General features: G+C 57.3%; 13 protein-coding genes and 2 rRNA genes. 8 read left to right on the top strand and 7 right to left on the bottom strand.

All coding sequences use genetic code 11. The features are described 5' to 3' along the window. Positions 1-142: 142 nt before the first annotated feature. Both JOE29_RS09045 and rrf read left to right on the top strand, forming a co-directional pair. A 23S ribosomal RNA gene (locus tag JOE29_RS09045) occupies positions 143-3,036 on the top strand. A gap of 158 nt (positions 3,037-3,194) precedes the next feature. Next, positions 3,195-3,310, top strand: a 5S ribosomal RNA gene (rrf, locus tag JOE29_RS09050). A 182-nt stretch (positions 3,311-3,492) separates the two neighbouring features. Here the strand turns inward: rrf and queD are convergent. After that, complete coding sequence (gene queD / locus JOE29_RS09055) at positions 3,493-3,849, bottom strand: 6-carboxytetrahydropterin synthase QueD (RefSeq protein WP_003317991.1); 357 nt, start codon at positions 3,847-3,849, stop codon at positions 3,493-3,495. A 210-nt stretch (positions 3,850-4,059) separates the two neighbouring features. Between queD and JOE29_RS09060 the strand changes: the two genes are divergently transcribed. The 5 genes from JOE29_RS09060 (at position 4,060) to JOE29_RS09080 (ending at position 8,037) form a co-directional block, all read left to right on the top strand. After that, positions 4,060-4,368 (top strand): PepSY domain-containing protein, encoded by a 309-nt coding sequence (locus JOE29_RS09060; protein ID WP_004417249.1) that lies wholly within the window; start codon positions 4,060-4,062, stop codon positions 4,366-4,368. Then, a complete protein-coding gene (locus JOE29_RS09065; protein WP_003317989.1) occupies positions 4,368-4,676 on the top strand; it encodes a PepSY domain-containing protein in 309 nt (102 codons plus the stop codon). The genes JOE29_RS09060 and JOE29_RS09065 overlap by 1 nt, the downstream gene beginning before the upstream one ends. After that, positions 4,676-5,344, top strand: coding sequence for a response regulator transcription factor (locus tag JOE29_RS09070; protein WP_003426085.1), 669 nt, complete (start codon positions 4,676-4,678; stop codon positions 5,342-5,344). The genes JOE29_RS09065 and JOE29_RS09070 overlap by 1 nt, the downstream gene beginning before the upstream one ends. Continuing rightward, entirely contained in the window at positions 5,341-6,660 is a 1,320-nt protein-coding gene (locus tag JOE29_RS09075; RefSeq protein WP_057407138.1) for an ATP-binding protein, read from the top strand. The genes JOE29_RS09070 and JOE29_RS09075 overlap by 4 nt, the downstream gene beginning before the upstream one ends. A gap of 312 nt (positions 6,661-6,972) precedes the next feature. Continuing rightward, positions 6,973-8,037: an AI-2E family transporter gene (locus JOE29_RS09080; protein WP_003426090.1), complete on the top strand. Its 1,065-nt coding sequence runs from the start codon at positions 6,973-6,975 to the stop codon at positions 8,035-8,037. A 107-nt stretch (positions 8,038-8,144) separates the two neighbouring features. On the opposite strand, the gene JOE29_RS09085 is transcribed toward JOE29_RS09080, so the two are convergent. Beyond that, positions 8,145-9,068, bottom strand: coding sequence for an alpha/beta hydrolase (locus tag JOE29_RS09085; RefSeq protein ID WP_210079413.1), 924 nt, complete (start codon positions 9,066-9,068; stop codon positions 8,145-8,147). A gap of 120 nt (positions 9,069-9,188) precedes the next feature. On the opposite strand from JOE29_RS09085, the gene JOE29_RS09090 reads away from it, so the two are divergent. After that, on the top strand, positions 9,189-10,145 hold the full coding sequence (locus JOE29_RS09090; protein WP_210079414.1) for an AraC family transcriptional regulator: 957 nt from the start codon (positions 9,189-9,191) through the stop codon (positions 10,143-10,145). 68 nt (positions 10,146-10,213) lie between these two features. Here the strand turns inward: JOE29_RS09090 and nuoN are convergent, their stop codons facing one another. The 5 genes from nuoN to nuoJ are packed head-to-tail and all read right to left on the bottom strand — an operon-like array spanning position 10,214 to position 15,927. Further along, complete coding sequence (gene nuoN, locus JOE29_RS09095) at positions 10,214-11,683, bottom strand: NADH-quinone oxidoreductase subunit NuoN (RefSeq protein ID WP_024665371.1); 1,470 nt, start codon at positions 11,681-11,683, stop codon at positions 10,214-10,216. 7 nt (positions 11,684-11,690) lie between these two features. After that, a complete protein-coding gene (nuoM, locus tag JOE29_RS09100) occupies positions 11,691-13,223 on the bottom strand; it encodes an NADH-quinone oxidoreductase subunit M (RefSeq protein ID WP_003395680.1) in 1,533 nt (510 codons plus the stop codon). Between the two features lie 39 nt (positions 13,224-13,262). Then, positions 13,263-15,116 carry an NADH-quinone oxidoreductase subunit L gene (gene nuoL / locus JOE29_RS09105; protein WP_044313367.1) on the bottom strand — a complete coding sequence of 618 codons (1,854 nt, stop codon included), beginning with the start codon at positions 15,114-15,116 and terminating at the stop codon, positions 13,263-13,265. Beyond that, positions 15,113-15,421, bottom strand: a complete 309-nt coding sequence (gene nuoK / locus JOE29_RS09110) for an NADH-quinone oxidoreductase subunit NuoK (RefSeq protein ID WP_003317980.1) — start codon at positions 15,419-15,421, stop codon at positions 15,113-15,115. Before nuoK ends, nuoL begins: the two co-directional genes overlap by 4 nt. After that, the gene (gene nuoJ, locus JOE29_RS09115; RefSeq protein WP_003317979.1) at positions 15,418-15,927 is read right to left on the bottom strand and encodes an NADH-quinone oxidoreductase subunit J; all 510 of its coding nucleotides are present in this window, start codon (positions 15,925-15,927) and stop codon (positions 15,418-15,420) included. The genes nuoK and nuoJ overlap by 4 nt, the downstream gene beginning before the upstream one ends. Positions 15,928-15,931 lie beyond the last annotated feature (4 nt).

The following is a 15,931-nucleotide window of genomic DNA, read 5'->3' on the forward strand; positions in this document are numbered from 1 at the left end:
AAAATTTGGGTATGTGATAGAAAGAAATATAGACCGGGCACCTCTTTCACTGGTGTGTGTCCGGGCTAAGGTAAAGTTTGTGAAATGCAAACTTTCGGCGAATGTCGTCTTCACAGTATAACCAGATTGCTTGGGGTTATATGGTCAAGTGAAGAAGCGCATACGGTGGATGCCTTGGCAGTCAGAGGCGATGAAAGACGTGGTAGCCTGCGAAAAGCTTCGGGGAGTCGGCAAACAGACTGTGATCCGGAGATATCTGAATGGGGGAACCCAGCCATCATAAGATGGTTATCTTGTACTGAATACATAGGTGCAAGAGGCGAACCAGGGGAACTGAAACATCTAAGTACCCTGAGGAAAAGAAATCAACCGAGATTCCCTTAGTAGTGGCGAGCGAACGGGGACCAGCCCTTAAGTTGTATTGAGATTAGCGGAACGTTCTGGAAAGGACGGCCATAGTGGGTGATAGCCCTGTACGCGAAAATCCCTTTGCAATGAAATCGAGTAGGACGGGGCACGAGAAACCTTGTCTGAATATGGGGGGACCATCCTCCAAGGCTAAATACTACTGACTGACCGATAGTGAACCAGTACCGTGAGGGAAAGGCGAAAAGAACCGCGGAGAGCGGAGTGAAATAGATCCTGAAACCGTATGCGTACAAGCAGTGGGAGCCCACTTTGTTGGGTGACTGCGTACCTTTTGTATAATGGGTCAGCGACTTATTTTCAGTGGCGAGCTTAACCGAATAGGGGAGGCGTAGCGAAAGCGAGTCTTAATAGGGCGTCTAGTCGCTGGGAATAGACCCGAAACCGGGCGATCTATCCATGGGCAGGTTGAAGGTTGGGTAACACTAACTGGAGGACCGAACCGACTACCGTTGAAAAGTTAGCGGATGACCTGTGGATCGGAGTGAAAGGCTAATCAAGCTCGGAGATAGCTGGTTCTCCTCGAAAGCTATTTAGGTAGCGCCTCATGTATCACTGTAGGGGGTAGAGCACTGTTTCGGCTAGGGGGTCATCCCGACTTACCAAACCGATGCAAACTCCGAATACCTACAAGTGCCGAGCATGGGAGACACACGGCGGGTGCTAACGTCCGTCGTGAAAAGGGAAACAACCCAGACCGTCAGCTAAGGTCCCAAAGTCATGGTTAAGTGGGAAACGATGTGGGAAGGCTTAGACAGCTAGGAGGTTGGCTTAGAAGCAGCCACCCTTTAAAGAAAGCGTAATAGCTCACTAGTCGAGTCGGCCTGCGCGGAAGATGTAACGGGGCTCAAACCATGCACCGAAGCTACGGGTATCATCTTTTGATGATGCGGTAGAGGAGCGTTCTGTAAGCCTGTGAAGGTGAGTTGAGAAGCTTGCTGGAGGTATCAGAAGTGCGAATGCTGACATGAGTAACGACAATGGGTGTGAAAAACACCCACGCCGAAAGACCAAGGTTTCCTGCGCAACGTTAATCGACGCAGGGTTAGTCGGTCCCTAAGGCGAGGCTGAAAAGCGTAGTCGATGGAAAACAGGTTAATATTCCTGTACTTCTGGTTATTGCGATGGAGGGACGGAGAAGGCTAGGCCAGCCTGGCGTTGGTAGTCCAGGTTTAAGGTGGTAGGCTGAGATCTTAGGTAAATCCGGGATCTTAAGGCCGAGAGCTGATGACGAGTGTTCTTTTAGAACACGAAGTGGTTGATGCCATGCTTCCAAGAAAAGCTTCTAAGCTTCAGGTAACCAGGAACCGTACCCCAAACCGACACAGGTGGTTGGGTAGAGAATACCAAGGCGCTTGAGAGAACTCGGGTGAAGGAACTAGGCAAAATGGCACCGTAACTTCGGGAGAAGGTGCGCCGGTGGAGGTGAAGCATTTACTGCGTAAGCCCCTGCCGGTCGAAGATACCAGGCCGCTGCGACTGTTTATTAAAAACACAGCACTCTGCAAACACGAAAGTGGACGTATAGGGTGTGACGCCTGCCCGGTGCCGGAAGGTTAATTGATGGGGTTAGCGCAAGCGAAGCTCTTGATCGAAGCCCCGGTAAACGGCGGCCGTAACTATAACGGTCCTAAGGTAGCGAAATTCCTTGTCGGGTAAGTTCCGACCTGCACGAATGGCGTAACGATGGCGGCGCTGTCTCCACCCGAGACTCAGTGAAATTGAAATCGCTGTGAAGATGCAGTGTATCCGCGGCTAGACGGAAAGACCCCGTGAACCTTTACTATAGCTTTGCACTGGACTTTGAATTTGCTTGTGTAGGATAGGTGGGAGGCTTTGAAGCGTGGACGCCAGTCTGCGTGGAGCCAACCTTGAAATACCACCCTGGCAACTTTGAGGTTCTAACTCAGGTCCGTTATCCGGATCGAGGACAGTGTATGGTGGGTAGTTTGACTGGGGCGGTCTCCTCCTAAAGAGTAACGGAGGAGTACGAAGGTGCGCTCAGACCGGTCGGAAATCGGTCGTAGAGTATAAAGGCAAAAGCGCGCTTGACTGCGAGACAGACACGTCGAGCAGGTACGAAAGTAGGTCTTAGTGATCCGGTGGTTCTGTATGGAAGGGCCATCGCTCAACGGATAAAAGGTACTCCGGGGATAACAGGCTGATACCGCCCAAGAGTTCATATCGACGGCGGTGTTTGGCACCTCGATGTCGGCTCATCACATCCTGGGGCTGAAGCCGGTCCCAAGGGTATGGCTGTTCGCCATTTAAAGTGGTACGCGAGCTGGGTTTAGAACGTCGTGAGACAGTTCGGTCCCTATCTGCCGTGGACGTTTGAGATTTGAGAGGGGCTGCTCCTAGTACGAGAGGACCGGAGTGGACGAACCTCTGGTGTTCCGGTTGTCACGCCAGTGGCATTGCCGGGTAGCTATGTTCGGAAAAGATAACCGCTGAAAGCATCTAAGCGGGAAACTTGCCTCAAGATGAGATCTCACTGGAACCTTGAGTTCCCTAAAGGGCCGTCGAAGACTACGACGTTGATAGGTTGGGTGTGTAAGCGCTGTGAGGCGTTGAGCTAACCAATACTAATTGCCCGTGAGGCTTGACCATATAACACCCAAGCAATTTGCGTTGAATGAGCAGATTGCGGTGACTGTGAAGATGACACGAACCGAAAGTTTGCGTCACGAACGACACCTGAAACAGCTTGCTATCACATACCCGATTTGCTGAAGCGCGCCGCAGGGCACGATTCGGTACCCGAATTTCTTGACGACCATAGAACATTGGAACCACCTGATCCCATCCCGAACTCAGTAGTGAAACGATGTATCGCCGATGGTAGTGTGGGGTTTCCCCATGTGAGAGTAGGTCATCGTCAAGATTAAATTCCAGAAACCCTCATCGCTTACGCGTTGAGGGTTTTTGTTTGTCTGGTGCCTGCAAAAAACCAGCGTGAAAACACGTTTTCGTTTCTATGCATCATGGCTCTGCGTGGCTATATCTGCCGCCGATCGACAGGCACAAAAAAACCACCGGTGAGGTGGTTTTTTATTGTCAGGGCAATCAATCGCCGCGGTATTCACATCCACTGGTGCAAGTCTCGTGAATACGGACTGCCGACAGCTCCGGTAGCAGAGGCTTCAACTCATTCCAGATCCATTTCGCCAGGTTTTCGCTGGTCGGATTCTCAAGGCCCGGGATGTCATTCAGGTAGTTATGATCGAGGCGTTCATACAGCGGCTTGAAGATCGCCTTGATTTCCGAGAAGTCCCGGATCCAGCCGGTATGGGGATCAACCTTTCCGGCCAGATGAATGCCGACACGAAACGAATGGCCGTGCAGGCGTCCACACTTGTGCCCCTCTGGAACGTGGGGGAGGCGGTGTGCTGACTCGAAGGTAAACTCTTTGAAGATTTCCACTGTGTATTGGCCCCGGAAAAATGGCGATCGCTCACGCGATAAATGCAATCGAGGAGTTTAACAGCAATGGCCTGAAACTCCATGCAAGGGTTAGCCGCGATAAACCTGCCAGAACGTTTGATGGCACTCGGCCAGATCTATTCAGTTTGAGTTAAGTTGTACCGGTTAAGGTGGACGCCATAGAAGCACCGATCGCTATGGATACCCCCTATGAAAACGCTGACCACCCTGCTGGCGGCCCTTACATTTGTTTTGACGTCCTGTTTCATCCAGGCGCGTGGGGTCGACCCACAGGAAGTGCTGCGCCTCAGTGAGGCCGGTACGCTTCATTCGGCTGAAAAGCTCGATGCCAAAGCGCTGAGCAAACACCCCGATGCCAGTATCACCGGCACGCAGTTCAAGAACATCTACGGCAGGTACGTTTACAATGTCGAGCTGCGTGACAAACAGGGTGTTGAGTGGGTTCTCGAAATGGACGCCGCCACGGGCCAGGTCTACAGGAATCATCAGGATAACTAATGAATGTCGACAAGCGTCTCTGTGTCATCCTTGGTTTGAGCCTGACCTGCTCTTTTGTGTATGCCAGAGATCTGAATCAGGATGAAGCGCTCAGTTTGCGGCAGCGCGGGGTCATCCTGCCTCTCGAACAGTTCATCGAACGCGCGATGGGCCTTCATCCGGGCTCTCGTCTGCTGGAGGCCGAGCTCGAGGAAAAGAATAATGTGTACGTGTATGAATTTGAGTTGCTGACCCCTGAGGGCGTCGTCCGCGAGCTCAAGTTCGATGCACGTGATAGCCGATTATTGAAAGACGAGGACGATGATTGATGCGCCTGCTACTGGTTGAAGACCATGTTCCCCTTGCCGATGAGCTGCTGGCTGCGCTGGGGCGTCAAGGCTACGCGGTCGACTGGCTGGCTGACGGGCGTGATGCGGTTCATCAAGGCGCAAGTGAACCGTATGACTTGATTGTTCTGGATCTGGGTCTGCCTGGCATGCCAGGGCTTGAGGTTCTCCAGCATTGGCGCAGCAAAGGTCTGGCGACCCCCGTGTTGATTCTGACCGCGCGGGGCTCCTGGTCAGAGCGTATAGAAGGCTTGAAGGCAGGCGCCGATGATTACCTGACCAAGCCTTTTCATCCTGAAGAGCTGCAGCTGCGTATTCAGGCATTGCTGCGACGTTCGCACGGGCTGGCCAACCAGCCCACACTGGAATCGGCCGGCCTTAATCTGGATGAAGGCCGGCAATGCGTCAGCCGGGATGGCGTGGATATTCAGCTCACCTCGGCTGAGTTTCGGTTGCTGCGTTATTTCATGCTCCACCCGGGACAGATTCTCTCGAAAAGCCATCTTTCAGAGCACTTGTACGATGGCGAAAACGAGCGTGATTCCAACGTCATCGAAGTCCATGTCAATCACCTGAGGCGCAAGTTGGGCCGCGCAGTCGTCGAGACACGCCGCGGTCAGGGCTATCTGTACGGTGGAGTCGGCGGTTGAAATCCATACAGCGGCGTCTGAGTCTGGGTTTGATCGCCGTCATGGTCGTTGTCGGTCTGGTGATGGCGCAGACCAGTCTCTGGCTATTCGAAGTGGGCCTGCAGCGCTATCTGGAGTCAGGCCTGCGCAACGAAAGTGAAAACCTGCTGGTAGCACTGGTGCGAGGTCCTGCCGGGCTGCAGCTGGATGACCATCGCCTCTCGGGTGCATACCAGCGTCCGTTGTCCGGCCATTACTTCCGCATGGATCTGCCACAGGGGCACTGGCGCTCCCGCTCCCTGTGGGATTTCGAGCTGCCCCAGCCTGGGGTGGGTTTGCATGCCAATCTTGAGCTCGGCAAGACCGGGCAATCGCTGTTGATGCTGACCAGTGAATACCGCAAGTTCGGCAAGCAGATTTCAATCACCGTCGCACAGGATTATACGCCGGTCAGGGCGAGCTTTCGTCTCATGCAGCAGGTCGGGATGGGGCTCGGGCTTGCCGCGCTGATCCTGGTGCTGGTATTGCAACGCATCACCGTGCGAAGAGCGCTTCGTCCGCTTGAAACCGTTCGCGAGCAGATTTTTCAGCTCCAGCAGGGCCAGCGCTCACAACTGGATAATCAGGTTCCCCTCGAACTCGAGCCGCTGGTGGCGCAGATCAACCACTTGCTCGCGCATACCGAAGACAGCCTGAAACGCTCACGCAATGCACTGGGTAATCTTGGACATGCCTTGAAAACACCGCTCGCGGTCTTGCTCAGCCTGGCCCTCAGCGGACAATTGGACGCCAACCCGGCCTTGCGCAGGACGCTGCAGGAGCAACTGGAAAATATCCGTCTGCGTCTGGAGCGCGAGCTTAATCGCGCACGCCTCTCCGGCGACGCTCTACCGGGAGCCCGCTTCGATTGTGACGCCGAACTGCCCGGGCTTTTCTCCACGCTGGGTATGATTCATGGTGCCCACCTCCAGTTGATCAATGATGTCGAGGCGGGCATGTACCTGCCGTGGGATCGAGAGGACATTCTCGAGCTGCTCGGCAACCTGCTGGACAACGCCTGCAAATGGGCCGACAGCGAAGTGCGTCTGGACATTCTGAGTCAGCATCAGGGCTTCTGTCTGTTGGTGGATGACGACGGGCCTGGTATTCCCGAGGCGCAACGCGCAGAAGTGTTCAGTCGGGGCGCTCGTCTTGACGAGCAGATTACTGGCCACGGGCTGGGTCTTGGTATCGTGCGCGACATCGTCGAGGCGTGGGGCGGTCAATTGCAACTCCAGGAGAGTCCGGCAGGGGGATTGCGGGTACGCATAGACCTGCCAGAGCGGACTGCCCCGTAGTACGTCAGCCGGCACCTTTCAGAGAAATTAATCGCAGCGTTCATCAGATCTTGAGTGCAGTCGAGGGCGTCGCCGATGAAACCCGGCACACCGCCAAGACCTCACGCAGCCTGGCTGAACGGGCGCGCGCCTGGACAGCCTGCTTGGTCAGTTCCGGCGCTGATGTCTGTCGGGCAGTGGCTTGAATCCCTGCCATCACCCGTGACTTTCGTCGCCGTCATATTGCCTTCATAGAAGATGGCACTCGTGCGCTTGTGTGCTGACTAAGCTCTAGACCGGGCGCGATGCGCGGTCTAATGACATGGACAGGACATGAACGAAACCACGCTGCAATACAAAACCCTCATTCTACTACTGGTACTGGTGACCATCGCCTTCATATGGATTCTGCTGCCGTTCTATGGCGCAGTGTTCTGGGCGGTCATCCTCGGAATCATCTTCGCGCCTGTGCAGCGCAAGTTGCAGATCAAGTTCAACTGGTCACGCAATCTCACCTCCCTGTGCACCCTGATGATCTGTCTGGTTATCGCGATTCTGCCGGTGATCGTGATCAGCGCCTTGCTGGTTCAGGAGGGGACCATGCTGTACAAGAACGTCGAGACCGGGCAACTGGATATCGCCGGCTACCTGGCCGAGTTCAAGGACCTGCTGCCGCACTCCGTGCAGGCGCTGCTCGATCGTCTGGGCATGGGAGACCTGGAAGGGTTGCGCGATAAGATCGCCAAGGGTGCGATGCAGGGCAGTCAGTACCTGGCGACGCAGGCATTCAGCTTTGGACAGGGCACGTTCGACTTTGTCGTGAGCGTCTTCATCATGCTCTACCTGCTGTACTTTTTCCTGCGCGACGGACAGGAACTGGTGCGCAAGATCCGCACCGCCTTCCCGTTGGGCGAACAGCAGAAGCGTCGTCTGCAGCTCAAGTTCACCCGTGTGGTACGTGCCACGGTCAAAGGCAACGTGGTGGTCGCGGTCACGCAAGGTGCGCTGGGCGGCTTCATCTTCTGGGTGCTGGACATCCCGAGTGCGCTGCTTTGGGCGGTGATCATGGCGTTCCTGTCGCTGTTGCCTGCGGTGGGAGCCGGGATTGTCTGGGCGCCGGTGGCAGTCTACTTCCTGCTCAGCGGCATGATCTGGCAAGGTGTGGTGCTGGGCTTGTTTGGCGTCTTCGTCATCGGTCTGGTTGATAACGTACTGCGCCCGATCCTGGTGGGCAAGGACACGAAGATGCCGGACTACCTGATCCTTATTTCCACGTTGGGCGGCATGTCGGTCTTTGGTCTGAACGGCTTTGTGATCGGACCTCTGGTGGCGGCGCTGTTCATGTCCAGCTGGGGGTTGTTCAGCGGAGCCAAGAAGCCCGTAAAACTGCCAGGCTGATATTGTAAGGAGGCGTAGCCGACACAGACCCGCGCATGCCTCCTGCCATTTATCAGGCAGGAGCATGCGCGGTTTTTTTGATTAGGACATAACGCTCGGATCAGGTCTCATTCTAAGCCTTTTGCCGCGATGGCAGCCGAGTCCATGAAGGCTGTCAGATCAGTATTGAAGCGTGATGCTTCTTCCAGAAATGGCGCGTGGCCTGAATTTTCGTACACCTTGGATTGAATCCGCGCATTGAGTTGCCGGGCACGTGCGATGCTGGGCTGAACATTGACCAGCTCATCCTTGCCGCCATACAGCATCAATACCGGCACCTTTGCCCTGGGCAAGCCTTCTGCCGCATCGACAGTCATTGCAGGCGTAGCACGGGTCATCGCCCACGATGCCATCGCGGCACTCGATAACAGCCGTCCGAATGTTAGTGCATCCGGTTTTGTCTGGAAGCACAGTCCGAGAAAAGTACGTACTGCATCAAGGTGGGTCTTCAGGTCCTCTGAGCTCAGGCCTGCATACACTTGAGGATGAGCTGTAATCAAAGCAGCGTTGAGCTCGATGACACCATCGACATACACAACCCCGCCGATCTTCGCATCGCCATAGGTGGCGAGGTAGTTGGACATGACCACGCCGCCCATTGACCAGCCAACCAGCACCGGACGCCTGCTTGCAGTGGCTTCAACTACCGCTGCCAGATCGTCCGCATAATGACGTCCATTGCGGTACGCCTCGATATTCTCGGGCTTATCGGAAAGCCCGTGACCGCGCAGGTCATAGGTAATCATCCGGTAGCGCTGCAGCTGAGGACTACCGATCTGCTTCTCCCAATTGAGGTGACTGCCCAGCAGGCCGTGGATGAAAATCAGAGCCGGGCCGTTCGGATCTCCTGATTCCTGCACAGCGAGTTTGACGCCGTCAGGGGCTGTGACGGTGTAGTTTTTTTCTATTGCCAGGGCAATTGACGATAGTCCGCTTAACAGCGCGACAAGCCAGGTATTACGCAGTAGGCGAACGAAGCGAATGTGATTCATGAGGCGATTTCCCTGCGGCAGAAGTGATGGGCGCACTGTAGGTCGATGACGCAGGACGGTCTATGACGTAAGATCCGGAAAAATTGATTAATCGTCCTGAATTCATGGTCACCGTTCTCCATGCCAACCTGCTCAAATGACCCCATCAGCGAACTGCTGCTCGGTATGCGTCTATTCGGTGTTCAATTCCGGAGGTTGAAAGTCGTACCGCCTATTGGTGTTGGCTTCAGTAACGCAATCGGGCGAGCACAGTTTCATTTCGTCGGACGTGGGCCGGTGTGGTTGCGCAGCGCTGAGAACGTTCTATGCAGGCTTGACAGCGGGGACGCGGTTCTGATTCCGCGCGGTGGGCACCATGCCATTTTGCCGGCTGAAGACACGGCTGCGAGCGATATACAGCTGTTTGACCCGTCTACCGGCATTGTCGATGGCGTTCACAATGGGGCATACGACGAGGAGGGCGGAGTCTCTGATCACGCGATCATTTTCAGCTGTTGCATGGAGTTGGAGCTGGGCGGCATGCAACCGCTTGTTGCCGCCATGCCGGATGTCATGCAGGTCAGCACGCTGTTGGAGACATGTCCCGAGCTGCGGCCCATGCTCGCGGCAATGGAGCGTGAGACCTTGATGCTGCAGGCCGGGCATGCGGGGATTCTGGCACGTCTTGCTGAAGTCGTGGCCGCGCTGTTGGTGCGTGGTTGGGTCGCGGGCGGCTGTGGAAATGCCACAGGCTGGCTCGGTGCTTTGCAAGACCCTCGGCTGAGTCGCGCCATCGTCATGATGCACCAGCGTCCAGGCAGACGCTGGACGGTGGCCACGCTTGCCCGTGAGGCCAGGCATTCCCGCTCTGTGTTCGCACAGCGCTTTCTCGAGGCAACGGGTATGCCGCCATTGCAGTACCTGACGGAGCTGAGAATGCGCCTGGCATTGCACAGGCTTAGCCGTGAACACTGTTCTCTGGAGGCTGTTGCCAGTCAACTGGGTTACGGCTCATTGGCCGCGTTCAGCCGTGCATTCAAAAGAACGGTGGGCCTATCCCCTGGCGCTGTGCGGGCCGCGAAAAGTGTTGCCGGGTAGCCGTTCCAGCCATTTTCGGAGACAAAAAAAAGCCCTGCTCGAGAGCAGGGCTTTGCGTTTGCGCAGGATCAGCCCGCTACGTGCAGACCGGCATTGAGCACCAGATCGAGCAGCGGTTGCGGGTAGACACCCAGCACGAAGGTCAGGATCGCAACGGCCAGCAGCATCACGCCGCCCGTGCGCTGTGCCCAGTTGATGGCTGCGTCGTGGCGAGGAAGCTTGTTGTCGACCAGATACATGGTGACCATCACGCGCAGGTAATAGAACACGCCGATGGCGCTACCGATTACCAGAGCCCCGACCAGCCACCACAGCTGCGATTCGACACCGGTGGCGATGATATAGAACTTGCCGATGAAACCTGCGGTGAGCGGGATACCTGCCAGCGACAGCATCATCAGGGTCATGACTGCCGTCAGGTAAGGGCGACGCCAGAACAGACCACGGTATTCGAACATTGCGTCGGCATCACGTCCGCTGTAAGGCGAAGACATCATGGTGATCACACCGAAGCTGCCCAGCGAGGTCAGGACGTAAGTCGCCAGATAGACGCCGATCGCTTCGACAGCCATGCCTTTGCTGGCCACCAGCGCAATCATCAGGTAACCGAAGTGCGCGATGGAGGAGTAGCCCAACAGACGCTTGAGGTTGGTCTGAGTCAGCGCCAGCAGGTTGCCGACCAGGATCGACGCGACGGCGATGACTGCCAGTACATCATGCAGGACACCGCTGCTGGCTGCCGGCGAAACCTGGAACAGACGCACCAGTACCGCGAATACCGCCACCTTGCTGGCAGTTGCCAGGAAGGCTGCGACCGGCGCAGGAGCGCCTTCGTAAACGTCCGGGGTCCACAGGTGGAAAGGCACCAGTGACAGCTTGAAGGCCAAGCCGACGACCATCATGCCCAGACCCAGGCTGGCAATCGGACTCGGCATGCCGGTCGCTGCGATGGCCTTGCCGATACCGTCGAAACTCAGCGAGCCTGCCTCTGCGTACAGCAGCGCCATACCGAACAGCAGGAACGCCGAGCCTGCGGCCGACAGGACCATGTACTTGATGCCGCCTTCCAGCGAACGCTTGTTGAAGAAGGCATAAGCCACCAGCCCATAGACCGGCACCGACAGCAGTTCCAGGCCGATGAACAGGCCCGCCAGATGCTGAGCGCTGACCAGCACCAGTCCACCGGCAGCTGCCAGCAGGATCAGCAGGTAAAGCTCTTCGCGATTGCCCGGATACCCGGCCTTGCCGTCACCCAGATAGGCGTGCGCCATGGTCACGCAAGCGAGGGTAGAGGCGAGGATGATCGCCATGTACAGGCAGGCAAAGTTGTCGATATGCAGCAGTGGCGTCACGACCAGAGGGGCAACTTTCAGTGCTGGATAGATCGACAGAAGAGCCAGGTTGAGGCCTGCTACCGAAAGCAGGAACGTTTGCGAGTGATTGCGGCGCCATGCGATCGCCAGCATCACCACGACAATGGTGAGGCTGGTGATCAGCAGTGGCGCAAGCGCAATAAAGTGTTGAATCGTCAGGTCCATAGCGCTCTTACCGGGCCGAAGCGAGTTGAGTGAAGGCAGTGCCTAGCCATTGCTGCACGCCGTGCATGGTCGCCGCCGATGTGTCGAGGAACGGCTGCGGGAATACCCCGAGCACGACCAGCAACACGGCAAGGCCCAGCACCATGATCATTTCCCGTCCGTCCATGCCCTTCAGAACCTCGTCGGACTTCGACGGGCCGAAATAGGCGCGGTGGATCATGATCAGCGAGTAGACAGAACCAAACACCAGACCGGAGGTGGCGATCGCCGTGATCCATGGTGAGCTGGCGAAGCTGCCCAGCAGAATCAGGAATTCGCCGACGAAGTTGCCGGTGCCCGGCAGACCCAAAGAGGCGGCGGCAAAGAACAGGCTGATGGCCGGGATGTAGGCGATGCGTGACCACAGACCGCCCATCTCACGCATGTCGCGAGTGTGCAGACGCTCGTACAACTGGCCACTGAGAATGAACAGTGCCGCGGCCGACAGACCGTGGGCGATCATCTGGATCAGTACGCCTTGCAGCGCTTGCTGGCTGCCCGAGTAGATACCGATCAGCACGAAGCCCATGTGCGAAACGCTGGAGAACGCGATCAGACGCTTGATGTCGGTCTGGGCAAACGCGAGGAATGCGCCGTAGAAGATACCGACCAGGCCCAGCGTCATTGCAATCGGTGCGAACTCGGCCGATGCGTTGGGGAACAGCGGCAGGGCAAAGCGCAGCAGGCCGTAAGCCGCCGTCTTCAGCAGGATACCCGCCAGGTCGACGGAGCCTGCAGTCGGTGCCTGGGCATGCGCATCCGGCAGCCATGAGTGCAATGGCACCACCGGCAGCTTGACGGCGAAGGCAATGAAGAAGCCCAGCATCAGGATGTACTCGGTACCCGGTGTCAGTTTGGTCTTCAGCAGGTCGGCGTAGGCAAAAGTGATCACGCCGGTCTGATTGAAGTGCACCAGCACCAGGCCCAGGATCGCCACCAGCATGATCAGGCCGCTGGCCTGAGTGAAGATGAAGAACTTGGTGGCTGCATAGATACGGGTTTTCTTGCCGTCCGAAGAACTGTGACCCCAGAGCGCGATGAGGAAATACATCGGCACCAGCATCATTTCCCAGAAGAAGAAGAACATGAACAGGTCGATGGCCAGGAACACGCCGACGACACCGCCCAGGATCCACATCAGGTTAAGGTGGAAGAAACCGACCTTGCGCTGGATTTCCTTCCACGAGCACAGCACCGAAAGCACGCCCAGCAGGCCGGTCAGCAGGATCATCAGCAGCGACAGGCCATCGAGTGCCAGATGCACGTCGATGCCGAAGCGGGTGATCCACGGGTGGTGGAATTCCAGGGTCCAGGTTGGATCGGCACCCGGCACCGGCGCGTAGCCGAAGTTGCCGGTAGCCCACAGCCAGAGGCCGAGAACCAGTTCCAGGGTCATTGTCAGCAACGCAATCCAGCGCGGCAGGGTAGAGCCGAAGCGCTCACCCAGCCAGCACAGCAGGCCGCCGATGAAGGGGATCAGGATTAGCCAGGGCAGAATCATGACGGGCTCAATTCCTTTCGCAAATTCGCAAGGTTCATATCAGATCGCAACCAGAACGACGGCACCGAGTACCAGAACGGCACCCACGGCGATCGAGGCAGCATACCAACGCAACTGGCCGGTCTCGGTGCGGCTCATGGTGTCATGACCGCCTTTGACCAGACGTGGGATCAAGCCGATGGTGCGGTCGAACGGATCGCTACGCAGTACATGGCTGATTGCCAGATACGGCTTGACGAACAGCTTGTCGTAGATCCAGTCGAAGCCCCAGGCCGCGAACCACCAGGCCGAGAGGAAACGGCCCGGACCACTGTTGGCGATAGCCGTTGCCAGGCGACGCTTGCCGAGGAACAGCAACGCTGCCAGCAGGATACCGGCCAGCGCGATGGCGCCGGAGGCGATCTCCAGACTGTGCTTGGCTTCGCCACCGGCATGGCCGACGCTCTGCGGCAGCACACCGGCCAGGGGCGGAGTGATCAACGCGCCGATGAACGTAGACAGCACGATCAGCACCGACAGTGGCAGCCAATGAGCGATACCGTGACCTGCGTGTGCTTCGGTCTTGGCTTCACCGTGGAACGCGATGAAGATCAGACGGAAGGTGTACAGCGACGTCATGAACGCGCCCACCAGACCGGCATACAGCAAACCGTTGTTACCGCTGGCAAATGCTTCCCAGAGAATTTCGTCCTTGGAGTAGAAGCCCGCCGTCAGCAGCGGCAGGGCGGAAAGAGCAGCGCCACCGACGATGAAGCTGGCGTAGGCCAATGGCAGTTTCTTCCACAGGCCGCCCATCTTGAAGATGTTCTGTTCGTGGTGGCAGGCAACGATCACCGCACCGGAAGCAAGGAACAGCAGCGCCTTGAAGAAGGCGTGGGTCATCAGGTGGAAGATCGCGCCTTCCCAGGCACCGACGCCCAGTGCCAGGAACATGTAGCCGATCTGGCTCATGGTCGAGTAGGCGAGGATACGCTTGATGTCGGTCTGTACCAGTGCGGCGAAACCCGCCAGAACCAGCGTGACGCCGCCGACAATGCCGACCAGATGCAGAATGTCAGGTGCCAGTGCGAACAGGCCGTGAGTACGCGCGATCAGGTAAACGCCCGCCGTGACCATGGTCGCTGCGTGGATCAGCGCCGACACCGGAGTAGGACCGGCCATCGCGTCAGCCAGCCAGGTTTGCAGTGGCAGTTGGGCGGATTTACCGACCGCACCGCCCAGCAGCATCAACGTCGCCAGCACGATCCAGAAATCGCCGACCTTGAAGTGTTCCGGCGCCCTGACCAGCAGTTCCTGCACATTGAGCGTGCCCAGTTGCTGGAACAGGATGAACAGGCCGATAGCCATGAACACGTCACCGATACGGGTGACGATGAACGCTTTGAGCGCTGCGTTGCCGTTGTTGCGGTTGCTGTAATAGAAACCGATCAACAGATAGCTGCACAGGCCCACGCCTTCCCAACCGAAGTAGATGAACAGCAGGTTGTCGCCCAGGATCAGGAACAGCATGCTGGCAATGAACAGGTTGGTGTAGGCGAAGAAGCGCGAATAACCCGCTTCACCGCGCATGTACCAGGACGCGAACAGGTGGATCAGGAAGCCGACGCCCACCACGACGCCCAGCATCGTGACGGACAGCCCGTCCAGATACAGCGCGAAGTTGGGCTGGAAGCCATCGACGTCCATCCAGCGCCACAACACCTGGGTGTAGTGACCGCCTTCGGGTGGTGCCACGTTGAACTGCCAGATGACCCAGGCAGTGACAATGGCTGACAGGCCGATGGAGCCGACGCCAATCAGCGCAGCGAGGTTTTCCGAGATGCGTCCACGGGAGAACGACAGCAGCAGAAAGCCGATGAGGGGGAATACGAAAGTCAGAAAGAGAAGATTCATCCGCGCATCTCGCTGGCAGCATCGATATCGAGAGTGTGGAAGCGGCGATAGAGTTGCATCAGGATCGCCAGGCCGATACTGGCCTCGGCTGCCGCAAGGCTGATCACCAGGATGAACATCACCTGCCCGTCCGGTTGCCCCCAACGGCTGCCGGCCACGACGAACGCCAGTGCAGCGGCGTTCATCATGATTTCCAGGCTCATCAACACGAAGAGAATGTTACGGCGCACCATCAGGCCGACCAGACCCAGGCAGAACAGGACCCCGGCGACCGCCAGACCGTGCTCAAGAGGGATAGCATTCATTGGCTTGGCTCCTTGGCCTCGTTGCGGCCCAGATGGAAGGCCGTGATGGCTGCTGCAAGCAACAGCATCGAGGCGAGTTCCACCACCAGCAGATAGGGCCCGAACAGGCTGATGCCGACTGCCTTGGCGTCGACCGTGGTGTGACCGACACCAGCGCCGGTCGGGTTGGCGAACAGCACGTACAGCAACTCGGCCAGCAACAGCGCGCCGAGAATGACCGGGCCGATCCAGATGCCGGGTTTGAGCCAGGCACGTTCCTGCTGAACCGAGGCCGGGCCGAGGTTGAGCATCATCACCACAAACACGAACAGGACCATGATCGCGCCCGCGTAGGCAATGACTTCCAGCACACCGGCGAACGGCGCACCGAGGCTGAAGAACGTCATTGCTACGGCGATCAGCGAGATGATCAGGTAGAGCAGGGCGTGCACCGGGTTCGTGTTGGTGATCACCCGCAGGGTGGACACAACAGCGATACCGGATGCGAAGTAGAAAGCGAATTCCATCTTT

The organism is Pseudomonas sp. PvP009 (genome assembly GCF_017832995.1).
In the GTDB taxonomy this organism is placed as follows: domain Bacteria; phylum Pseudomonadota; class Gammaproteobacteria; order Pseudomonadales; family Pseudomonadaceae; genus Aquipseudomonas; species Aquipseudomonas syringae.